Raw genomic sequence first — 19,675 nt, 5'->3', positions numbered from 1 at the left:
AAGAGCCAACGGCGATTAATCTTCGTGCGACAATCGTCACTTGCCTGCAACCATCCGCCAGGAGGCCGCCATGCCCTACCGTCCGAATCCGCGTCGCCCCTTGCCTGTTCAGCTTAGCGCGCTGCATCTGACCGGCAGCATCGCATTGGGCCTGTGGCTGGGGTTTCTCGCGATCGCGCTGACTTGCTGGCTGCTCTCGCGTCTGTTTTTTGCCGAGCAACTGGCCCCTGTCGCGCAAGCGGTGCAGCAGCGCGTCAATCCACCAGCAGCCGTCGAGCCACAGCCGGACGTTGCGCCGCCGCCAACGCCGATGTTCCAACAATACGAAGAAAACCTGCGCAAGAATGAACAGCAGGCCCGACTGGATCAGGCACGCGCCAATTCGCGCAATGCATCCAATCCGAAATGCCAGTTCTGGCTGCAGCAGGACCAGACCGCGCCAACCGAAAAGAGCCGCGCCAACGTTTTGCAATTCTGCGATTGATCATGAACAAACACAGCGTCCACCAATTGATTCTCGACAAGCTGCGCATCGACCTCGACATTGCCGAGCGCGCCGCGCAAACCGCTTACGAAACCGCGACCCACGAAGAAAACATCGCCGAAAACAAATACGACACCCTGGGGCTGGAGGCTTCGTATCTGGCGGCCGGTCAGGCGAAACGGGTTGAGGAGATCCGTCAGTCACTGGCGCTGTGCCAGAACCTGACGTTGCGTGCCTACGATGAAAACCGCGGTATCGAAGTTGGCGCCCTGCTCGGTCTGGAAGACGAAAAGGGTCGCGAGCAATGGCTGTTTCTGGCGCCGGATGCGGCGGGCCTGAAAGTCGATGTAGTGGGTCAGCCGATCACCGTCATCACCCCGCGCTCGCCACTGGGCAAAAGCCTGCTGGGCAAGTTCGAAGGCGATGAGGTGGAGATTCTGGTGGCGGGCACCCGGCAACAGTTCGCTGTCACCGAGGTGCTTTGAGGCGGGACCTTAGTGGACCGGCAGTTCGACACCGTCGAACAGCTCTTCCAGTTCCTGCTTGTTGTGGCACTGAATGGCTTTGGCCATGACTTCGCGGGTCAGGTGCGGGGCGAACTTCTCGATGAAGTCGCACATGAAACCACGCAGGAACGTGCCGCGACGGAAACCGATCTTGGTGATGCTCGACTCGAACAACTCGCTGGCATCCAGCACCACCAGGTCGTTATCGAGTTTGGTATCGACGGCCATTTTCGCCACGATGCCCACGCCCAGACCCAGGCGCACGTAGGTCTTGATCACGTCGGCGTCAGCAGCGGTGAATACCACTTTCGGGGTCAGCCCACGATGGCTGAACGCTTCGTCGAGTTTGGAGCGGCCGGTAAAACCGAACACATAAGTAACGATCGGGTATTCGGCCAGCGCTTCGAGGGTCAGCTTCGGCAGCTTGGTCAGCGGGTGCCCATGAGGCACGACCACGCAACGGTTCCAGCGGTAGCACGGCATCATCACCAGATCCCCGAACAGCTCCAGCGCTTCAGTGGCGATGGCGAAATCGACGGTGCCATCAGCGGCCATTTCGGCGATCTGCATCGGCGAGCCCTGATGCATGTGCAGCGCCACGTCCGGGTATTGCTTGATGAAATTGCTGATCACCGGCGGCAGCGCATAACGTGCCTGGGTATGGGTGGTGGCGATCGACAGCGTGCCTTTTTTCTCGTTGGAGAATTCCTGGGCAATCTGCTTGATGCTCTCGACCTTGCGCAGAATCTCGCCGGCGGTGGTGATGATGCGCTCGCCGGCCGGGGTGACGCGGGTCAGGTGCTTGCCGCTGCGGGCGAAGACTTCGACGCCCAGTTCGTCTTCCAGCAGGCGGATCTGCTTACTGATGCCCGGTTGCGAGGTGTACAGGCTTTGGGCGGTAGCGGAAACGTTGAGGTCGTGGTGCGCCACTTCCCAGATGTAGCGCAGTTGTTGAAGCTTCATATCAATCCCTCAAAGCAGGTAGACGCCACGGGCATCAGCGACGGTATATAACTATATTAATGGTTTGAAGAATAAATCTAGAACTTTTTATCAAAACGCCATTATTCCTGCTTCAACGATCTTCCCGCCGCCGGCGCTCCATCAACGGCACCAGATACACCGGCACCTTGGCCAGTTGCAGCACCCGCGCCGCCGTGCGCCCCAACGGCGTTTCAGCGCCGACGCCATGGCTGTGACTGCCGACGATCAGCAGATCGACCGAGAGCTTGTGCACCTGATCGAGAATCACCTGCGACGGATCGCCCTGCAGCACGCGCACTGCGCGAATGCGCTGCAGATCCTGTTCGCCGTCGTCCCCCAGTTCTTCACGAAAGCTGTCGAGCACCCGTTGTTCGATATTGGCGATGACTGTTTTCAGACCCTGACTATGGAATTCGTTCAATGCCTGTTCGTCGAGATAGCTCTGCAGCACCGACTCGGCAAACAGGCCCATGGGTTCCACCGCGTGCACTACATACAGATCGGCATTGAAGGTGCGCGCCAACGCCAGGGCATGCTGCATCACGAACGGTGCATAGAGACCGAGGTCGGTGGCATACAGCATTGAGCGAATCATCGGGACCTCCTCGCGAGCCAACGATGGCGGAGATTGATTCAGCTTAGCAGTGCCTTGGCGAGTGCGACGTGCGACGCAACGTCCTGAATGAAAAGGCTCTAGATCGGCGGTTCGTTGCTGATGCCATGGGGTACATGGCCGGTGGCGACCACTTCACGGGCCAGCTCGCAATGGCCGGTCTGGTCATCGAAGAACACGTCAGCGGCGAAGGCTTCGAGGAACGCCGATTTGGTCAGGCCACCGAGAAACAGCGATTCATCGAGACGGATATCCCATTCCCGCAAGGTGCGAATCACCCGCTCATGGGCCGGCGCCGAACGCGCGGTCACCAGCGCCGTGCGGATCGGGCAGTCGTCGTCGGGAAACTCGCGCTGCAACAGATTCAGCGCAGCCAGGAAGCCTTTGAACGGCCCGCCACGTAACGGCTCGCGGGCCGACTCGCGTTCCTTGGCCTGAAACGCTTCCAGACCACCAGACTGATAGACGCGCTCGGACTCGTCGGAAAAAATCACCGCGTCACCGTCGAAGGCAATGCGCAATTCATCGCTGGCCGCGCGGCTGGCGCCACCGGACAGGATCGTTGCCGCGGCAAATCCTGCATCCAGCGCCGCGCGCACGTCTTCAGCGTGCGTCGAGAGAAACAGGTCACAACCAAACGCTTTCAGGTACGGATACGGACTGCGCCCACCAACGAACGCCGCGCGGGAAATCGCCAGCCCGTAATGGTGAATCGAATTGAACACGCGCAGCCCGGTGTCGGCGCTGTTACGCGAGACCAGAATCACCTCGACCCGCGCGCGGCCGAGGCGACTGTTCAGGCTCAAGAGTTTTTCCACCAGCGGGAACGCATCGCCCGGCGCGAGAATTTCGTCCTCGTGCTCGATCTGATATTGCCGATAGGCTTCGACGCCGCTCGACAGGTAGACCTTGTGGCTTTCGCTCAGGTCGAACAAGGCGCGCGAGGAAATCGCCAGCACCAGTTTGTCATCGATGTTATTGGCCATGCCTTCCCCCCAGAACAACCGACTCAAGTATTGCGGCGGTCGATGAAACCCAAATGGCGATACAACGCCTCGATGCGCGGCAACTCGCAGCCCGCCGCTTTCGCCGCCGCCAGTGGCCGGGCGTAGATCGCCTCCAGCTCCAGCGGGCGTTTGTGTGAAAAGTCGTGGTACATGCTCGGCCAGTAATCGGGCATTTTTTCCGTCATGGTAAACAGGTACTCGCCATAGCCGGGCGGGATCTCGTATCCGCAAGCCCTGGCGCCCTGCACCACCTCGGCCATCAGCGCCTGAATCGACACGCGGCTGTCGGCATCGGCCATCAGCGCTTCAGTGCCCGCGCCGAGCAACACCGAAAGTCCGTTGTAGGGAATATTCCACACCAGTTTCTGCCAGCGCGCCTGATGCACGTTGGCCATCGCTTGAGAGTCGATGCCAGCGGCGCGGAACAACCCGGCGCCTTCTTCGACAATCGCCATGCGCGCCACTTCATCGATGGCCGGACCGCTGTGGTAACCGACGTTCACCGCGCCAAGGGCCTGATGGGTAATCTGCCCGGGGCCTTCGCGATTTACGCAGATCAGACACAGGCCGCCAAGCAGATGCAGCGAATCCGGCAGCAGCGGCCGCAGGCTGTCTTCGACATCCAGACCGTTTTGCAGCAACAGCACTTTTGCGTCAGGTTTGGCCGCTTGAATGATCGCCGGCGCGAGACCTGCGTTGCTGGTGGTCTTGGTGCCGACCAGCAGCCAGTCGCAGTGCGGCATGTCTTCGGCAGCGCAATAGGCATTCGCCGGATTCAGGGTCAACGCACCGTGCACCGCACTGTTGATCTGCAAACCACGCTCCGCCACTGCGGAAAATTCGCTGCGCAACAAGAAGTGCACGTCGAAACCGGCACGCGCCAGCATCACCCCGTAAAAACCGCCGATTGCACCGGTGCCGATAATCCCCACCACCGGTTTGCTGACTGTCTCGCTCATGGCAACTCCTCTGCAATTCGACCCAGCGCCTGCGCCACGGCCTGGTTGAGACCGTCAACCGTCAGGCGGCTGTGCACTGCGCCAAAGAACTCGCCGTCGCGCACCACAAACAGCGCCGGCAAATGAAACACCTGATAACGCTCGACCAGGCCGCCATTGTTGCCGGCGTCGATCCAGCACAGCTGATCGACTGCCAGCGGCATGCCCGGGAACACCTCGCGGGCATAGCGACAACTGGCGCAGCCGACGCTGGTGAAAACCACCAGGCAAACCCCTTTCATCGCCAGCAGCCGCTGGTCGGCGTCAAAGTCGGTCAGCTCGGATTCGGCCACTATACTGGGAGAAACAATGTCAGATGGCCGACACAGGGAGTCTGTGCTCATGGGACGTTTCATTCCTCATCCGGACGAAGTGCCGGTTGTATTGACGTTACTCAAGCCTGAATGCATTTCCAGACAACAGCTGCACACTATCAGCCTCGGCGGCATCGCTTGCAATTACCACCGCGCCTGGCGCCATGGCACCGCGTTGCAAGTGCGCATGCCGACGCTGAATGCCGACTTCTGTTGTCCGGGCTACGTGGCCTGGTGTCTGCGCCGCAAAAAAGGCTATCTGGTGGGCATCGCTTTCACTGACGAACAGACCCTGTTCAGCGCGCGAATGGGTGAGCAAGTGTGTCAGATCGAACGCTATTCGCGCATGCAGGACAGCCACGATGACCTGCAGGATATTCAGGCGCTGGCCCTGCAATGGGTCGAGGAGCATGCCGAAGAGTTCTCCCACGACAACCTGCGCAAGGCTTTTGCGCAGCCAGCGCTGGACTAAAGCACGGTTTGCCCATTGTCGAGCCGCGTCTGACGCGCTAAGGTTCGGCTCCCCCGACGCGCTAAATCTGCTGTGCTCCGCCGCGCGGGGATCGCTGGCGGCCGGCACCCGTGACCTGACGAGTAAACGATGGCTGATTTACCGATCAACGACCTAAACGTCGCCTCTAACGAGACCCTGATCACTCCCGATCAGCTCAAGCGTGATATCCCCCTGAGCGACGCCGCCCTGCGCACCGTCACCAAGGGCCGCGAAGTCATTCGCAACATTCTCGATGGCACCGACCACCGTCTGTTCGTCGTGATCGGCCCGTGCTCGATTCATGACATCAAGGCTGCCCACGAATACGCCGATCGCCTCAAGGTGCTGGCCGAGGAAGTCTCCGACACCCTGTACCTGGTCATGCGCGTGTATTTCGAGAAGCCGCGTACCACCGTCGGCTGGAAAGGTCTGATCAACGATCCGTACCTGGATGACTCGTTCAAGATCCAGGATGGCCTGCACATCGGTCGTCAGTTGCTGCTGGACCTGGCCGAAAAAGGCCTGCCGACCGCGACCGAAGCCCTCGACCCGATCTCCCCGCAATATCTGCAGGATCTGATCAGCTGGTCGGCCATCGGCGCGCGTACCACCGAATCGCAGACTCACCGCGAGATGGCTTCCGGCCTGTCCTCGGCGGTCGGCTTCAAGAACGGCACCGATGGCGGCCTGACCGTGGCGATCAACGCCTTGCAGTCGGTGTCCAGCCCGCATCGTTTCCTCGGCATCAACCAGGAAGGGGGAGTGTCGATCGTCACCACCAAAGGCAACGCCTACGGTCACGTGGTGCTGCGCGGCGGTAACGGCAAGCCGAACTATGATTCAGTTAGCGTGGCCCTGTGCGAGCAGGCGCTGAACAAGGCGAAGATCAAGCCGAACATCATGGTCGATTGCAGCCACGCCAACTCCAACAAGGACCCGGCCCTGCAACCGCTGGTGATGGAAAACGTCGCAAACCAGATCCTCGAAGGCAACCAGTCGATCATCGGCCTGATGGTTGAAAGCCACCTGAATTGGGGCTGCCAGGCGATCCCGAAAGACCTCGCCGACCTGCAATACGGCGTGTCGATCACCGATGCCTGCATCGATTGGTCCGCCACTGAAAACACCTTGCGCAGCATGCACGCCAAGCTCAAGGACGTATTGCCGAAACGCCAGCGCACGTAAGCATGGTTTCGCGGACATAAAAAAACGCCGGGCAATGCCCGGCGTTTTTGCGTGTGCGATTCAGATTTTTGCGGCGCGGCGCTGATGACGTTCCATGTAGCGCTCGACGTAGGAGCAGGACGGGATCACCGTGTAGCCCATTTCTTCGGCGTATTGCAGCGCGCGTTCAGTCAGCGCTGCGGCGATGCCACGACCGCGCAGGGCATTGGGCACGAAGGTGCGATAGATATCCAGGGTCTGCTTGCCCAGATCCATGTAGGTCAGGTAAGCACGATGACCGTCCACGGTGGTCTCGAATTGATGACCAGCCTGGTCATGGTGGATGGACAACGCCTCGCTCATCACTACTCCTCGCGGGTCTTGAATTGTGACCCCTACCTTACCGATGTTTTCCCGGCGAAGGAACATCTACGCCACCCCGTGCCTGATGGACACCGAGAAGAGCCACACCGATCTCGCGCAACCTGACACCTGTTGAATAGTAGGCACCATTGGCAAAAATGCTCAAGGTACGCTCGTCATCGCACAGTCGGTGGGCAAAGGCTTCGATGCTCGCAGGATGGCCGCAAGACGCTCTTCGCGTGCCGTTTGCCTGAACATTGCCGGAATGTTGAGACTTAAGACGTGCGACCTTTTTTAAAGTCACCTGAACATCAAGAAAGATACGCGAAGCGGTTCGCAGAAGCAGAACAAAAGTGTGGACGAATTCATTTAGAAAGACTCTCGCCGAACTCGCAAAAAGAGCATGCGAGGGTGGGAACTTTTTCCGTTTGAGTCGCTCACACCGGGGCTTGCAGCTGGATATTTTTTATACAGCGCAGTTAAAAGTTGCTCGAAAAAGAATCAACGCCTACAATTTTTTTTGCTTCTTGCGCTACGTCAGTTTACTTACTACAAGTAATGGGTAGTATGTACGCCGGCTATTTCCTCAATCGTGAGGAGACAGCCACTTAATTTGAAAGTCCTTGAAGGGGAACACGATGAACAACGTTCTGAAATTCTCTGCTCTGGCTCTGGCCGCAGTTCTGGCTACCGGTTGCAGCAGCGCATCGAAAGAAACCGAAGCACGTCTGACCGCTACTGAAGACGCAGCTGCTCGCTCCCAGGCTCGTGCAGACGAAGCTTACCGTAAAGCTGATGAAGCTCTGGCTGCTGCTCAAAAAGCACAACAGACTGCTGACGAAGCTAACGAGCGTGCTCTGCGCATGCTGGAAAAAGCTAGCCGCAAGTAATAATCCCTCGGGATTGTTATCGAGCCGATCCGGTTTCCCGGGTCGGCTTTTTTGTGCCCGGTACTTTCCTCCGGGCACTAAAAAACCCGCCGACGCTCTCGCATCGGCGGGTTTCGATCAACGCTTATTGCTGCAGATCGATCGGTGCACTGCTCACCATCGGCGCCGAAGCGTTCGGCACGGCGATCTCGACCGGCAGGCCATCTTCGGCCGCGACCACATCACGCACCACGTCCCAGTTCATGCGCAGGTTACTGGTGATGTCTTCACGCTTGAGCATCGCGTTGATCACCGCCGTGTGCTTGTCGACTACAGACGGGTTGCCGTTGTCGTCGAGCGGCGTGTGCGCTTCCAGATAGACCTTGCCGCCGCTGCGTCCGAACTTGTACGGGTCGTTGATGATGCGCACCGAGGTGCCGACCGGGACCATGCCGGCCATCTCCAGCACGTTGTTGTTGAACATGCGGAAGCAGCCGTGACTGGTGCGCATGCCGATGCCGAACTTCTTGTTCGAACCGTGGATCAGGTAACCCGGCGTGCCGAGAGTGAACTTGAACGGGCCCAGCGGATTGTCAGGTCCGGCTGGTACCACGTTGGGCAGCGGATCACCGTCTGCGGCGTGCTCAGCCTTGATCGAGGCCGGAGGAGTCCACGTCGGGTTCGGCGTCTTGGCGATGATCGAGGTATGCGCGATCGGCGAGCCCCAGCCTTCACGGCCGATGCCCAGCGGGAAGGTGTACACCACGTCGCGGCCTTTCGGGTAGTAATAGAGGCGGTATTCGGCGAGGTTGATGACGATGCCTTCACGCGGGCCCGGCGGCAGGATGAAGCGGGTCGGCAGGACGATCTCGGTGCCGGCGCCCGGCAGCCAGGCATCGATGCCCGGGTTGGCCGCAACCATTTCCGAATAGCCCAGATCGTAGGTGGTGCCCAGGTCGGCGAAGGTGTCTTCGTACTTGGCTTTGATCACCTGCACCTGGCCGACGATATCCTCGCCGGGTGGTGGCAGGGGAAGCTCCAATGCAGCAACGGGACCGGCCACACACAGGGCGGCAAGTGACAGGCAGCGGGTGACGGCAGGAAAGCGCGGCAACATCCGGAAAATCCTTCGCATGATCATCAAGGGTATAAGGGCGCGATTGTACACCGCGGCTTGGGGATTCGGGGAGGTAGCGCGGCCATAGGCGACAGGGTGCGTTCAGGGTGGGAGCGAGCCTGCTCGCGAAAGCAGTGTGTCAGCCAGCATGAATGTCGATTGAAAAGACCTTCGCGAGCAGGCTCGCTCCCACATTTTTGATCTTGAACACTCAGAGCTCGAAACGCAGCTCGGGCCAGATCGGCGAGGTACCGCGCTTCTGCGATTCGAGAATCGCCCGGCACAGCGAGCACAGGCGCTGATCCTGAAACACCCGGCGATCAACATTCGACCAGCGCGGTTGCGCCGGCAGCAGCGTGCCACAGAGCGTGCGGTCAGCCGAGCCTCCGAGTTCCAGCTGACGCGTCACCAGATGCACCCGCACTTCCTGGCAGGCGAACAGGTCCAGCTGCTCGTCAGGCTCGATCAGTTGGTAGGCAAACAGGGACCAGGCAGGACGCGGCATCGGGGGCTCCAAATTAGGGGGCGCCACATTAGCCGAAAGCCTGCCTGTAGAAAAGCCTCATAACAGCGGTTTCAGCGTCGGCCAGACATTTTCCAGCAACTTGCCCTGAGCCCCGGCGGCCGGGTGCAGACCGTCGGCCTGCATCAGGTCCGGATGACCGCCGACGCCTTCCAGAAAAAACGGCACCAGCGGGACCTTTTTCTCGTCAGCGAGCTTGCCGTAAACCTCGGCGAACGAATCGGTGTAACGCTTGCCATAGTTGGGTGGCAGTTGCATGCCGAGCAACAGCACTTTGGCGCCGCTCTGGCGCGAGCTGTCGATCATCGAGGCAAGATTTTGTTGCAATTGCGTTGGCGGCATCCCGCGCAGGCCATCGTTGCCACCCAGTTCGAGGATCACCAACTCAGGCTTATGCTCTGCAAGCAGCGCCGGCAGCCGCGCCTGGCCTCCGGCGCTGGTGTCGCCACTGATCGAGGCGTTGACCACTTTATCGTCGAAACCCTCTTGTTCGAGCCGCTGCTCAAGCAGCGACACCCACCCCAGACGGGTATCCAGGCCGAAACCGGCGCTGATACTATCGCCAACGATCAGGACAGTACCCGCCGCTGCGTTCTGGGCCATGCACATCAAGGCCAGGCCAGCACTCAAAAACCATACACGCATCGGATTCTCCATGGGCGCAAGCATTCTCACCGCGAAGAACCTCAGCAAAGTGGTCCCTAGCGCGGAAGGTGAACTGACTATCCTGCACGAACTCAGCCTGGAACTGAACAAGGGCGACAGCCTGGCCATCGTCGGCGCGTCCGGTTCCGGCAAATCCACCCTCCTCGGCCTGCTCGCCGGCCTCGACCTGCCGAGCAGCGGCGAAGTCACCCTCGCCGGCCAGGGCCTGAGCAATCTCGACGAAGACCAGCGCGCGCGAATCCGCGCCGAGCACGTCGGTTTTGTCTTCCAGTCGTTCCAGTTGCTCGACAGCCTCAATGCGCTGGAAAACGTCATGCTGCCGCTCGAGCTCGATGGCCGCAAGGATGCCCGCGAGCGCGCCACGCAACTGCTTCAGCGCGTCGGCCTCGGCCAGCGCCTGACCCACTCGCCGCGCCAGCTCTCCGGTGGCGAACAGCAACGTGTGGCCATCGCCCGCGCCTTCGCCGCCGAACCGGACGTGCTGTTCGCCGACGAACCCACCGGCAATCTCGACAGCCACACCGGCGAGCGCATCAGCGACTTGCTGTTCGAGTTGAACAAGGAACGCGGCACCACTCTGGTGCTGGTGACCCACGACGAACGCCTGGCCCATCGCTGCCGGCGCCTGATCCGTCTTGAAGCCGGGCTGCTGGTCGCCCCTCTGGAGCCTTGATGGCACGTCTGCCGCTGTTGCGTCTGTTCAGCCTCGCCCTGCGCCAGCTCATGCGCGATGCCCGCGCTGGTGAGTTGCGCGTGTTGTTCTTTGCGCTGGTGGTAGCCGTCGCGGCGAGCACCGCGATTGGCTATTTCGGCGCTCGCCTCAATGGCGCGATGATGCTGCGTGCCACCGAGTTTCTCGGTGCCGATCTGGTTCTGGAAGGCAGCTCGCCGGCCCGCGAGGAGCAAATCCGCAGCGGCACCGAACTGCGCCTGAATCATGTGCAAGTGGTGGAGTTCTCCAGCGTCATTGCCACCGACAACGGCATTCAGCTGTCGAGCATCAAAGCTGTCGACCGAGCCTATCCACTGCGTGGCGAGCTGAAAAGCGCGCCCGCGCCATTTGCCCAGGAAGAAGTCGGCGGCGAACCGCAACCCGGTGAAGCCTGGGTCGAGGCGCGCCTGTTGACCGCGCTGGATCTGAAGATCGGCGACAGCATCGATGTCGGCATGAAGACTTTGAAGCTGACGCGCGTGCTGACCTACGAGCCGGATCGCGCCGGCAACTTCTACAGCCTGACGCCCCGGGTGCTGATCAACCTCGATGACCTCGCCGCCACCGGCGTGGTGCAACCGGGCAGCCGGGTGAGCTACCGCGAACTGTGGCGCGGCGAACCGCAGGCGCTGGAAACCTATCGCGAACTGATCAAACCGGGCCTGGCTGCAAACCAGCGAATCCAGGATGCCCGTGATGGTAACCGGCAGATTGGCGGTGCGCTGGGCAAAGCCGAGCGCTATCTGAACATGGCCAGTCTGGTCGCGGTGTTGCTGGCCGGGGTGGCGGTGGCGTTGTCGGCCAACCGTTTCGCCAGCCGGCGGTTCGACGCTAGTGCCTTGCTGCGCTGCCTCGGATTATCGCGGCGGGAAACCATGGTGCTGTTCAGTCTGCAGCTCACCGTGCTGGGTCTGATTGCGGCGATCAGTGGCGCCCTGCTCGGCTGGCTGGCGCAACTGGGCCTGTTCGCACTGCTGCATGATTTGCTGCCGAGCGATGTGCCGCCGGGTGGCCTGTTTCCAGCCATTGCCGGGATCGGCACCGGGCTGGTGGCATTGGCCGGTTTCGCCCTGCCGCCGCTGGCCGCCCTCGGTCGCGTGCCACCGCTGCGGGTATTGCGTCGCGACATGCTGCCGATCCCGTCGAGTACGTGGATGGTCTATGGCGCGGCGCTGGGTGCGCTGGGCCTGATCATGTGGCGTCTGAGCCTCGACCTGCTGCTGACTTTCGCCCTGCTCGGCGGTGGCGTGGTCGCCGCGCTTGTGCTCGGCGGCCTGCTGCTGTTGTTGCTGCAAAGCCTGCGCCGCATGCTCGCCCGCGCCTCGTTGCCGTGGCGCCTGGGTCTTGGCCAGTTGTTGCGGCATCCGTTGGCCGCGGCCGGGCAATCCCTGGCCTTCGGCCTGATCCTGTTGTCGATGGCACTGATCGCGCTGCTGCGTGGTGAGTTGCTGGACACTTGGCAGAACCAGCTACCGAAAAATGCGCCGAATTACTTCGCGCTGAACATCCTCCCGGCTGACAAGCAGGCCTTCGCCGATCACCTGATCAAGGTGTCCGCGCAAGCGGCGCCGCTGTATCCAGTGGTGCCGGGGCGGCTGATCAGCATCAATGGCGAAGCGGTGCAGCAAATCGTCAGCAAGGATTCCGCCGGAGACCGCGCCATTCAGCGTGATCTGAGCCTGACCTGGGCGGCGGATCTGCCGGCCGGCAACAAGCTCACCGCTGGCTCATGGTGGAGCGGTCAGCCGTCCGACGATGTGCCGGGCGTTTCCGTGGAAGGCAAAGTTGCCGAAAGCCTGAAACTCAAACTCGGCGATCACATGGTGTTCAGTGTCGGCGGGGTCAATCGCGAAGCGAAGGTCACCAGCCTGCGCGAGATCAACTGGGACAACTTCCAGCCGAACTTCTTCATGATTTTCCAGCCCGGCACCTTGAAGGATCTGCCGGCGACCTACCTGACCAGTTTCTATCTGGCGCCGGGGCACGATCAGCAGATCGTCGAGCTGTCGCGGACCTTCCCGGCGGTGACCATCCTGCAGGTCGAAGCCTTGCTCGAACAGCTGCGCAGCATCCTCGCCCAGGTCACCCTGGCAGTGGAATATGTGTTGTTGTTTGTTCTTGCTGCGGGGATGGCGGCGCTGTTCTCCGGCCTGCAGGCGACGCTGGATGAACGCATCCGCCAAGGTGCGCTGTTGCGTGCGCTGGGTGCCGAGCGGCAGTTGCTGATCAAGGCGCGACGTATCGAGTTCGGTTTGCTGGGCGCGGTCAGCGGCTTGCTCGCGGCGATCGGTTCGGAGGTGGTCAGCCTGGTGCTGTACCGCTTCGCCTTCGACCTGCCATGGCATCCGCATCCCTGGCTGCTGGTGCTGCCGTTGATTGGCGCCGCATTGATAGGGGGAGCCGGAGTGTTCGGCACGCGTCGCGCACTGAACGCCAGCCCACTGACAGTGTTGCGCGAGGGTTGATAGACTCAGGCGGTCTTAATCACAAGAAGTTGCCATGAGCCGTTATCGCCCTCCCCGCACCGCCGGCACCGCGCTGATCACCCCCGAAGGTGAAGCGCGAATGCGCGCCGAATTCCATGAGTTGTGGCATGTGCGTCGCCCGCAGGTCACCCAGGCGGTGAGTGAAGCGGCGGCGCAGGGTGATCGTTCGGAAAACGCCGAGTACACCTACGGCAAAAAAATGCTGCGCGAAATTGACAGTCGCGTGCGTTTTCTCACCAAGCGTCTGGAAGCGCTCAAGGTAGTCAGCGAAAAACCCAGTGACCCGAACAAGGTCTATTTCGGTGCCTGGGTCACTATCGAAGACGAAGACGGCAAGCAGTCGCGCTACCGCATCGTCGGCCCCGATGAACTGGACCTCAAACTCGGTTTGATCAGCATCGACTCACCGCTGGCCCGCGCTCTCATCGGCAAGGCACTCGACGCCGAAGTGCGGGTGCAGACGCCGACCGGCGAGCAGTTCGTTTACATCGTGGCGATTGAATACCCGTAAGAACAATCAGCGCCGGGTGATCAAGCCCTGCCGCGCAACGCGGGTCAGTTGCTTGATCATTTCCGGCGCCTCTTCTGCACTCGGCGCCTGAATCACCGCCAGATCAAAGCTGTCAGTGGCGAAACGCGCCAGCGACTCGCCGTCATCGACAAACTGGATCAGGAACGCGGCAGGACCGCCGCTGCGACGTGGCCAGCCATCGAGATAACGCAACAGCGTCGGCTGGTGTTTGCCGCCAAGAAGGATTTTCGGGTTGCGCTGGGTGACATGGGCCGTGATCGGCGCGGGACGTGCTGGAGGGCGTAGTGCATTCATCGTGTCGTGTCTCTGCCTCAAAAGTCTGCATGGCAGGTGAGAGGCAACACCGAACCAGCGCTTTAGCGGTATTTCGAAGCCCTGTTCCGGCTTCTGACGGTAACTGTAGAAGTCACCTGGCGCCCCGCAAGTAGCTGTTTAAATCGGCGCATGAGCAACATCCTAGAGAACGTGACCGACCAGTGTCAAGAATCGCCCGCAACAAAAAAAGGCCCGCGCAATGCGGGCCTTTGCCTTGAGCCAGAGCCTTTAACCGGCGATGGCGCGATCCGCCGAGAGCTTGCCGGCACCTTCGATCAGTACCGCGATGCTACCGGCCAGCAGAGCCAGGGCGAACTCATAACCGTTGTTGGCCATGAACAGACCGTTGCCGATGTGCACCGAGAAGATTGCCACCAGCGAGAGGAACGCCAGACCGAGTGCCGCCGGGCGTGCCAGCAGGCCGATGATCAGGGCCAGACCGGCGAAGAACTCGGTACCACCGGCCAGCGAGGCCATCAGGTAGCCCGGGGTCAGGCCGATGCTTTCCATCCATTGCGCGGTGCCGGCCAGGCCGTAGCCACCGAACAGACCAAAGAGTTTCTGCGAACCGTGGGCGGCGAAGATCACGCCAACAGCAATGCGCAGGACAGTCAGGCCGTAACCGGCGCGGGTGAACAGAACCTTGTTGATCAGAGAGCTCATGGTGCATTCCTTGTTGTGCAGAAGTGTTTGTGTGTTTGGGTTGGTCGCTATATTAATCAGTTTATTTCATGTTAAAAGCGCAAATATTTCGCCATAACAATCGAATTTTTAGATTATTTTCGTGTAACCACTTTCTGCTGGCGGGGCTCGAGCGACTCACGCTCCCGGTCGAATGCCAGGTAGTACTTGTTCACGCTATTAACATAGCTGACGGCGCCCATTCCCACCTGCTCCATGGCGATACGCTCGACCTGGAAAAACCACTGGTTGGGATTGAGGCCACGGCGGCGCGCTTCGGCACGCATGCCTTGCACGCGCTCCGGGCCGATGTTGTACGCAGCGAGGGTGAATGCCATGCGCTCACGCTCGTTGAGTTTGGGGCTGCTGAAAAATTTGCGGCGGATCATCGCCAGGTACTTGGCGCCGGCCTGCACATTCGCATCGAGATTGTGGATATTGCTCACCCCGACCCGTTGCGCGGCGGACGGAGTGATCTGCATCAGCCCGGTCGGGCCGCTGCCGCTGCGGGCGTTGGGCTGCAGACGCGATTCCTTGAACGCCAGCGCCGCAAGATTGAGCCAGTCCATGTTCTGCGCGTCGGCGTGCTTTTGCAGGGTCGGGCGGAGTTTTTCCAGACGCTGGCGATCCCCCTTGGCCAGCGGATTGTGCACCTGGTACAAGCGCCGATAGATGCGCAGAAATGCGGCGTCTTTGTCAGAGGGTTTCTTGTAACCGGTGAGAAAGCGATCGATGCTCGCGCGCAACATCGACGCGTCGCGGCGCACGAACCAATGTTCCTCGCCCGGCTCGCCGAGGCTCAGTTGCCGGTCGAGGCGCAGCTTCGGCAGGATCTTGCCCCAGCGCTCGGCAATCGGCTGCTCGACGATGGTCAGGTGGAAAATCCCGCCCTGGACCATTTCCAGCACATCCTCCACGGCCAGCGTTGGATCGACCCATTCGATATTGATCGGTGCCAGTTTGTGCAGCGCCAGTTTCTGGTTGAGCTGGCTGACCACCTCCCCCGCCGCACTGCCAGTGGGCAGGGCCAGGGTTTTGCCAGAGAGTTGCTCGACCCTGGTGTAGCGGCGCTGGCCCTTGATGCCGACCAGCACCAGCGGCACGTTGCTGGCGATCGGCTCACTGCTGGCGACCGCATAGCCCGAAGGCAGATCGAGCAACTCGCCCGGCGCGACCATGTCACCTTCGCCGCGCTGCAAGGCGCCGAGCAATTGATCCTTGGCTTTGGGAATGATTTTGAGGGTGACTTGCTGACCGTCACGGGCATGGCCGTTGAGGTATTGCTCGAAGGCGCGCAGGCGGTGGTATTCGACACCAATGGCCTGGCCCTGGACTTCGCCGGAGCTGTTGCGGCTCTGATTGACCAGCACGCGCAACACGCGGCTGCTGCGAATGTCCGAGAGGTCGCGAACCTTGGTCGCCGGCACGGCTTGCAGCGGCCCGGGCAGGCGCGCGACCGCCGTCATCGGCAGCAGCAACGCAGCGCACAACAGCAGCAGAACCGAGGGACGATGCATCCACTCTCCGAAAAGAATACGGGGCGAACTCACCATGAAAGCGGCGAGATCACCGACGAAAACAGAGCGCTTTGTGCGCTGGTAAAGTGCGAGAGACTGGCACAGTGATGGCATTGCCGCCACCCCGGAGTCCCCCGCGGCCTCAACAGACAGCCATAAGTCGTTGTAGTTCTTGCCTTTTCTTATAAATCTACAGCTCTGATATGCTTTCCGGCCTTCGGCCCGAGGTAGCACCATGCAACTCATCGATATCGGCGTCAACCTGACCAACCCCAGTTTCGCCGACAAATACCAGACGGTGCTCGACCGCGCCTACGCCGCCGGGGTCTGCCAACTGGTGCTCACCGGCACCAGCGTCGAGGGCAGTGAGCAGGCGCTGGAGCTGTGCCAGCAACTGGACGAAAGCGGCCAACGACTGTTCGCCACTGCCGGTGTTCACCCACATTCGGCCAGCGACTGGAATGCTGACAGCGCGCGTCGTTTGCGCAGCCTGTTGAACGAATCCAATGTCGTCGCGGTAGGTGAATGCGGTCTGGATTTCAACCGCGACTTCTCCCCGCGTGCGCAGCAGGAAAAGGCCCTCGAAGAACATCTGGCGCTGGCCGCCGAGCTGCAACTGCCGGTGTTCCTGCATGAGCGTGATGCCAGCCAGCGCCTGCTGGAAATCCTCAAGGACTTCCGCGATCAACTGCCGGCGGCAGTGGTGCATTGCTTCACTGGCGAACAGAAAGCCCTGTTCAGCTACCTCGATCTGGATCTGCACATCGGCATTACCGGTTGGATCTGCGACGAGCGCCGCGGCACGCACCTGCATCCGCTGGTCAAGGAGATCAAGCCGGGACGGCTGATGCTGGAAAGCGATGCGCCGTATCTGCTGCCTCGCACGCTGCGGCCGAAGCCGAAAAACGGGCGCAATGAGCCGGCCTATCTGACCGAGGTGTTGCGCGAGGTGGCGTTGCATCGCGGCGAGACCGAAGAAGCACTGGCCGCGCACACCACCGCGTGTGCCCGGGCATTCTTCGGTTTACCGATCATTTCCTGACACACCCAAATCCCATTGTAGGAGTGAGCCTGCTCGCGATAGCGGTGTGTCAGTCAATGATGTAAGCGACTGACCCACCGCTATCGCGAGCAGGCTCACTCCTACAGAAAAGCAGGCCAGCGGCATCTGTTGATTCATATCAAAACTCCCTTATCTGCATAGCGGCACAATAATGGCACCTTGCCAAAACTGTTTCCGCTATCAGAGAAGACCTCCATGGGTGCCTGGCTTAGCAACATCTCGCTGAAATACAAATTCTGGGCGGTCAATGCGGTCGCCTTTGTCACAACGCTGCTGCTGGTGCTGTACGCCGTACATCTCGAACAGCAGGCCCGTGGCGACGCCGCTCAGGCATCCGCGCAGGCGCAGGCGCAATTGCTCAAGGCCTGGCCGCCCGGGCAGGCGCTGCCCAGATCCGCTCAGGTGCTGACCTTCAAGCGCGGTGAAGCGCCGCGTCTCAATGATCAACCGCTGCTGGAAATCAGCGGGAGCGTCGGTTGGAACGCCATCAATCATCTGCCGCTGTTTGGCGAAAATCCGTTGATCGGCGCCGAGGTGTTCAGTCGTGCCGACGGCGAACAAGTGGCAGTCATCGCCTATGGCCCGAGCCTGAGCCAAGTGTTCAGCGAGCGCTTCGCCAACTACGCGCTGGCGGTCTTCGTCCTGATGCTGGCAATGCTCGGCGCTTCGCAACTGTTGATCCGCTTTCTGCTCAGCCAGCTCAACACGTTGAAAGACGTGATGCTGCACGTTGAAGAAACCGGCGACCTTTCAGCTCGGGTGCCGCTGGTGGGCAGGGATGAAGTCGGGCAGATGGCCAATGCCTTCAACGCCATGCAGGCCGGATATCAACGCGTCGTGACGACAGTGGCCAACACCGCACGGCAACTGGATGTCGGTGCCGCGCGGTTGGCGGCGAGCATGAACGATGTGCGGCACGGCATGCTCGGGCAGCAGAGCGAAACCGATCAGGCCGCCACCGCGATCAACGAAATGACCGCCACCGTTTATCACATCGCGCAACACGCCGGCGCCACTCGCGATCTGTCGAAAACCGCCGACGGCCTCGCCGGCAGCGGCCAGCAAGTGGTCGCCCGGGTGCAGCAGTCGATTGCCGGGCTATCCAGTGGCGTGCAGCAGACGGCGCAAATGATTCAACGCCTGGCCGAAGACAGTCAGAAGATCAGCGGCGTGGTCAGCGTGATTCACAGCATCGCCGAACAGACCAATCTGCTGGCGCTCAACGCAGCGATCGAAGCTGCCCGTGCTGGGGAAATGGGTCGCGGCTTTGCCGTGGTCGCCGATGAAGTGCGTAACCTTGCCAAGCGCGTGCAGGCGTCCACCGACGAGATCACCGGTATGATCGCGGCGCTGCAGGCCGGCACCCGTGATGCGGTGGATTTCATGCAGGAGAGCTCGTACAAGGCTGACGATTGTGTGCAGCAGGCGCAGGAGGCCGGCGCAGCCTTGGCAGAGATCACCGGCGCGGTGGCGCAGATGCGCGAGAGCAACACGCAGATCGCCGTGGCGGCGGAGCAACAGAGTCAGGTTGCCGAGGAGATGAACCGGGCGGTGGTGAGTATTCGTGATGTGACCGAGAACACCGTGCAGCAGACGGTGGATTCGGCGACGACCAGTGATGAGTTGGCGACATTGGCGGGAGAGTTGAACAAGGCGATTGGGCAGTTGAAGCTTTAACATCAGAAGATCAAAAGATCAAAAGATCGCAGCCTTCGGCAGCTCCTACGGGGGGAACGCATTTCAAATGTAGGAGTGAGCCTGCTCGCGATGGGGCCAGATCGGGCACCATCAAAAACGGCCATTGCCGCTATCAACTCAATAGCCAACCTTGATTCGCCGCCCTCCGCGCCCGGGCCTATTCTTCAACCATGAAGTTCAACATGGATCGAGGAGTAGTAAACATGGGCAAACGTCACCCCAATCTTCCCGCGTGGCAATGGCGCGCCTACCCGGGCAATCATCAGCATCCGACCAATCTGGTCCTGCACCTGATTGCCGTGCCGCTGTTCATCGTGGCGTTTCTGCTGATCGTGTCGGGGGTGTTCAGCCTGAGCCTGGCCAGCGTCGCCATCGGCGTGATCGGTATCGTCGCGGCGCTGGGTCTGCAGCGTCACGGTCACAGCCTGGAGGCGCAAGCCTCCGAGCCGTTCAGTGATCGCCAGGATGCCGTCTCACGTCTGCTGGTCGAGCAGTTTCTGACCTTTCCGCGGTTCTTTCTCAGCGGTGGCTGGTGGCGCGCCTGGCGTGAGCGCCACCGTCGGCATTGAG

23 protein-coding genes are annotated in these 19,675 nt (G+C 60.9%); 11 read left to right on the top strand and 12 right to left on the bottom strand.

Going from position 1 to position 19,675, the window contains the following annotated elements; genetic code table 11:
* The first annotated feature begins 70 nt into the window (after positions 1-70).
* Both BLU71_RS02985 and BLU71_RS02980 read left to right on the top strand, forming a co-directional pair.
* The gene (locus tag BLU71_RS02985; RefSeq protein WP_042607890.1) at positions 71-484 is read left to right on the top strand and encodes a hypothetical protein; all 414 of its coding nucleotides are present in this window, start codon (positions 71-73) and stop codon (positions 482-484) included.
* 2 nt (positions 485-486) lie between these two features.
* Complete coding sequence (locus BLU71_RS02980) at positions 487-969, top strand: GreA/GreB family elongation factor (RefSeq protein WP_042607891.1); 483 nt, start codon at positions 487-489, stop codon at positions 967-969.
* Between the two features lie 9 nt (positions 970-978).
* Here BLU71_RS02980 and cysB read toward each other — a convergent pair whose 3' ends face one another.
* From cysB to BLU71_RS02955, 5 genes are all read right to left on the bottom strand, one after another.
* Entirely contained in the window at positions 979-1,953 is a 975-nt protein-coding gene (gene cysB, locus BLU71_RS02975) for an HTH-type transcriptional regulator CysB (RefSeq protein ID WP_016770873.1), read from the bottom strand.
* A gap of 112 nt (positions 1,954-2,065) precedes the next feature.
* On the bottom strand, positions 2,066-2,569 hold the full coding sequence (locus BLU71_RS02970) for a universal stress protein (protein ID WP_016770874.1): 504 nt from the start codon (positions 2,567-2,569) through the stop codon (positions 2,066-2,068).
* 98 nt (positions 2,570-2,667) lie between these two features.
* On the bottom strand, positions 2,668-3,573 hold the full coding sequence (locus BLU71_RS02965) for a 5'-nucleotidase (protein WP_024013777.1): 906 nt from the start codon (positions 3,571-3,573) through the stop codon (positions 2,668-2,670).
* Between the two features lie 23 nt (positions 3,574-3,596).
* Positions 3,597-4,553, bottom strand: a complete 957-nt coding sequence (locus BLU71_RS02960) for a putative 2-dehydropantoate 2-reductase (protein WP_065616886.1) — start codon at positions 4,551-4,553, stop codon at positions 3,597-3,599.
* Positions 4,550-4,936 (bottom strand): thioredoxin family protein, encoded by a 387-nt coding sequence (locus BLU71_RS02955; RefSeq protein WP_083352263.1) that lies wholly within the window; start codon positions 4,934-4,936, stop codon positions 4,550-4,552. The genes BLU71_RS02960 and BLU71_RS02955 overlap by 4 nt, the downstream gene beginning before the upstream one ends.
* Here BLU71_RS02955 and BLU71_RS02950 point away from each other — a divergent pair.
* Together BLU71_RS02950 and BLU71_RS02945 are read left to right on the top strand one after the other, a co-directional pair.
* Positions 4,935-5,378 (top strand): PilZ domain-containing protein, encoded by a 444-nt coding sequence (locus BLU71_RS02950; RefSeq protein WP_065616884.1) that lies wholly within the window; start codon positions 4,935-4,937, stop codon positions 5,376-5,378. The two genes, BLU71_RS02955 and BLU71_RS02950, sit on opposite strands and share 2 nt — an antisense overlap.
* Before the next feature lie 129 nt (positions 5,379-5,507).
* On the top strand, positions 5,508-6,584 hold the full coding sequence (locus tag BLU71_RS02945; RefSeq protein WP_016770878.1) for a 3-deoxy-7-phosphoheptulonate synthase: 1,077 nt from the start codon (positions 5,508-5,510) through the stop codon (positions 6,582-6,584).
* A 60-nt stretch (positions 6,585-6,644) separates the two neighbouring features.
* Here the strand turns inward: BLU71_RS02945 and BLU71_RS02940 are convergent, their stop codons facing one another.
* Positions 6,645-6,926 carry a GNAT family N-acetyltransferase gene (locus tag BLU71_RS02940; protein ID WP_016770879.1) on the bottom strand — a complete coding sequence of 94 codons (282 nt, stop codon included), beginning with the start codon at positions 6,924-6,926 and terminating at the stop codon, positions 6,645-6,647.
* A gap of 638 nt (positions 6,927-7,564) precedes the next feature.
* Between BLU71_RS02940 and oprI the strand changes: the two genes are divergently transcribed.
* Positions 7,565-7,816 (top strand): outer membrane lipoprotei OprI, encoded by a 252-nt coding sequence (gene oprI / locus BLU71_RS02935; RefSeq protein ID WP_003183784.1) that lies wholly within the window; start codon positions 7,565-7,567, stop codon positions 7,814-7,816.
* Between the two features lie 124 nt (positions 7,817-7,940).
* Here oprI and BLU71_RS02930 read toward each other — a convergent pair whose 3' ends face one another.
* The 3 genes from BLU71_RS02930 to BLU71_RS02920 form a co-directional block, all read right to left on the bottom strand.
* Positions 7,941-8,912, bottom strand: a complete 972-nt coding sequence (locus BLU71_RS02930; protein WP_042607894.1) for a L,D-transpeptidase family protein — start codon at positions 8,910-8,912, stop codon at positions 7,941-7,943.
* Between the two features lie 211 nt (positions 8,913-9,123).
* Positions 9,124-9,417, bottom strand: a complete 294-nt coding sequence (locus tag BLU71_RS02925) for a hypothetical protein (RefSeq protein ID WP_016770881.1) — start codon at positions 9,415-9,417, stop codon at positions 9,124-9,126.
* Positions 9,418-9,474: 57 nt separating this feature from the next.
* A complete protein-coding gene (locus BLU71_RS02920; protein ID WP_042607895.1) occupies positions 9,475-10,080 on the bottom strand; it encodes an arylesterase in 606 nt (201 codons plus the stop codon).
* 10 nt (positions 10,081-10,090) lie between these two features.
* On the opposite strand from BLU71_RS02920, the gene BLU71_RS02915 reads away from it, so the two are divergent.
* From BLU71_RS02915 to greB, 3 genes are read left to right on the top strand one after another with little or no spacing between them, the layout of a single operon-like run.
* Complete coding sequence (locus BLU71_RS02915; protein ID WP_016770883.1) at positions 10,091-10,774, top strand: ABC transporter ATP-binding protein; 684 nt, start codon at positions 10,091-10,093, stop codon at positions 10,772-10,774.
* The gene (locus BLU71_RS02910; RefSeq protein WP_083352262.1) at positions 10,774-13,278 is read left to right on the top strand and encodes an ABC transporter permease; all 2,505 of its coding nucleotides are present in this window, start codon (positions 10,774-10,776) and stop codon (positions 13,276-13,278) included. Before BLU71_RS02915 ends, BLU71_RS02910 begins: the two co-directional genes overlap by 1 nt.
* 34 nt (positions 13,279-13,312) lie before the next feature.
* A complete protein-coding gene (greB, locus tag BLU71_RS02905; RefSeq protein WP_016770885.1) occupies positions 13,313-13,810 on the top strand; it encodes a transcription elongation factor GreB in 498 nt (165 codons plus the stop codon).
* Positions 13,811-13,816: 6 nt separating this feature from the next.
* Here greB and BLU71_RS02900 read toward each other — a convergent pair whose 3' ends face one another.
* The 3 genes from BLU71_RS02900 to BLU71_RS02890 all read right to left on the bottom strand — a co-directional run bounded on the left by BLU71_RS02900 (position 13,817) and on the right by BLU71_RS02890 (position 16,344).
* Entirely contained in the window at positions 13,817-14,125 is a 309-nt protein-coding gene (locus BLU71_RS02900) for a hypothetical protein (protein ID WP_042607899.1), read from the bottom strand.
* A 249-nt stretch (positions 14,126-14,374) separates the two neighbouring features.
* Positions 14,375-14,809: a DoxX family protein gene (locus BLU71_RS02895; protein ID WP_016770887.1), complete on the bottom strand. Its 435-nt coding sequence runs from the start codon at positions 14,807-14,809 to the stop codon at positions 14,375-14,377.
* A gap of 113 nt (positions 14,810-14,922) precedes the next feature.
* Complete coding sequence (locus BLU71_RS02890) at positions 14,923-16,344, bottom strand: transglycosylase SLT domain-containing protein (RefSeq protein WP_083352261.1); 1,422 nt, start codon at positions 16,342-16,344, stop codon at positions 14,923-14,925.
* A gap of 235 nt (positions 16,345-16,579) precedes the next feature.
* On the opposite strand from BLU71_RS02890, the gene BLU71_RS02885 reads away from it, so the two are divergent.
* The 3 genes from BLU71_RS02885 (at position 16,580) to BLU71_RS02875 (ending at position 19,674) form a co-directional block, all read left to right on the top strand.
* Positions 16,580-17,386, top strand: a complete 807-nt coding sequence (locus BLU71_RS02885) for a TatD family hydrolase (protein WP_083352260.1) — start codon at positions 16,580-16,582, stop codon at positions 17,384-17,386.
* 216 nt (positions 17,387-17,602) lie between these two features.
* Entirely contained in the window at positions 17,603-19,084 is a 1,482-nt protein-coding gene (locus BLU71_RS02880) for a methyl-accepting chemotaxis protein (RefSeq protein ID WP_083352259.1), read from the top strand.
* Between the two features lie 224 nt (positions 19,085-19,308).
* Positions 19,309-19,674, top strand: coding sequence for an Mpo1-like protein (locus BLU71_RS02875; protein WP_042607903.1), 366 nt, complete (start codon positions 19,309-19,311; stop codon positions 19,672-19,674).
* The last annotated feature ends 1 nt before the right edge of the window (position 19,675 follow it).

Source organism: Pseudomonas moraviensis (assembly GCF_900105805.1).
Lineage (GTDB): Bacteria > Pseudomonadota > Gammaproteobacteria > Pseudomonadales > Pseudomonadaceae > Aquipseudomonas > Aquipseudomonas moraviensis_A.
This window is presented reverse-complemented; position numbering and strand designations above follow the sequence as displayed.

Excerpts from the sequence above, each read along its gene's own strand:
- BLU71_RS02985 (WP_042607890.1), top strand. The coding sequence starts at position 71 with ATGCCCTACCGTCCGAATCCGCGTCGCCCCTTGCCTGTTCAGCTTAGC.
- BLU71_RS02980 (WP_042607891.1), top strand. The coding sequence starts at position 487 with ATGAACAAACACAGCGTCCACCAATTGATTCTCGACAAGCTGCGCATC.
- cysB (WP_016770873.1), bottom strand. The coding sequence starts at position 1,953 with ATGAAGCTTCAACAACTGCGCTACATCTGGGAAGTGGCGCACCACGAC.
- BLU71_RS02970 (WP_016770874.1), bottom strand. The coding sequence starts at position 2,569 with ATGATTCGCTCAATGCTGTATGCCACCGACCTCGGTCTCTATGCACCG.
- BLU71_RS02965 (WP_024013777.1), bottom strand. The coding sequence starts at position 3,573 with ATGGCCAATAACATCGATGACAAACTGGTGCTGGCGATTTCCTCGCGC.
- BLU71_RS02960 (WP_065616886.1), bottom strand. The coding sequence starts at position 4,553 with ATGAGCGAGACAGTCAGCAAACCGGTGGTGGGGATTATCGGCACCGGT.
- BLU71_RS02950 (WP_065616884.1), top strand. The coding sequence starts at position 4,935 with ATGGGACGTTTCATTCCTCATCCGGACGAAGTGCCGGTTGTATTGACG.
- BLU71_RS02955 (WP_083352263.1), bottom strand. The coding sequence starts at position 4,936 with ATGAGCACAGACTCCCTGTGTCGGCCATCTGACATTGTTTCTCCCAGT.
- BLU71_RS02945 (WP_016770878.1), top strand. The coding sequence starts at position 5,508 with ATGGCTGATTTACCGATCAACGACCTAAACGTCGCCTCTAACGAGACC.
- BLU71_RS02940 (WP_016770879.1), bottom strand. The coding sequence starts at position 6,926 with ATGAGCGAGGCGTTGTCCATCCACCATGACCAGGCTGGTCATCAATTC.
- oprI (WP_003183784.1), top strand. The coding sequence starts at position 7,565 with ATGAACAACGTTCTGAAATTCTCTGCTCTGGCTCTGGCCGCAGTTCTG.
- BLU71_RS02930 (WP_042607894.1), bottom strand. The coding sequence starts at position 8,912 with ATGTTGCCGCGCTTTCCTGCCGTCACCCGCTGCCTGTCACTTGCCGCC.
- BLU71_RS02925 (WP_016770881.1), bottom strand. The coding sequence starts at position 9,417 with ATGCCGCGTCCTGCCTGGTCCCTGTTTGCCTACCAACTGATCGAGCCT.
- BLU71_RS02920 (WP_042607895.1), bottom strand. The coding sequence starts at position 10,080 with ATGCGTGTATGGTTTTTGAGTGCTGGCCTGGCCTTGATGTGCATGGCC.
- BLU71_RS02915 (WP_016770883.1), top strand. The coding sequence starts at position 10,091 with ATGGGCGCAAGCATTCTCACCGCGAAGAACCTCAGCAAAGTGGTCCCT.
- BLU71_RS02910 (WP_083352262.1), top strand. The coding sequence starts at position 10,774 with ATGGCACGTCTGCCGCTGTTGCGTCTGTTCAGCCTCGCCCTGCGCCAG.
- greB (WP_016770885.1), top strand. The coding sequence starts at position 13,313 with ATGAGCCGTTATCGCCCTCCCCGCACCGCCGGCACCGCGCTGATCACC.
- BLU71_RS02900 (WP_042607899.1), bottom strand. The coding sequence starts at position 14,125 with ATGAATGCACTACGCCCTCCAGCACGTCCCGCGCCGATCACGGCCCAT.
- BLU71_RS02895 (WP_016770887.1), bottom strand. The coding sequence starts at position 14,809 with ATGAGCTCTCTGATCAACAAGGTTCTGTTCACCCGCGCCGGTTACGGC.
- BLU71_RS02890 (WP_083352261.1), bottom strand. The coding sequence starts at position 16,344 with ATGCATCGTCCCTCGGTTCTGCTGCTGTTGTGCGCTGCGTTGCTGCTG.
- BLU71_RS02885 (WP_083352260.1), top strand. The coding sequence starts at position 16,580 with ATGCAACTCATCGATATCGGCGTCAACCTGACCAACCCCAGTTTCGCC.
- BLU71_RS02880 (WP_083352259.1), top strand. The coding sequence starts at position 17,603 with ATGGGTGCCTGGCTTAGCAACATCTCGCTGAAATACAAATTCTGGGCG.
- BLU71_RS02875 (WP_042607903.1), top strand. The coding sequence starts at position 19,309 with ATGGGCAAACGTCACCCCAATCTTCCCGCGTGGCAATGGCGCGCCTAC.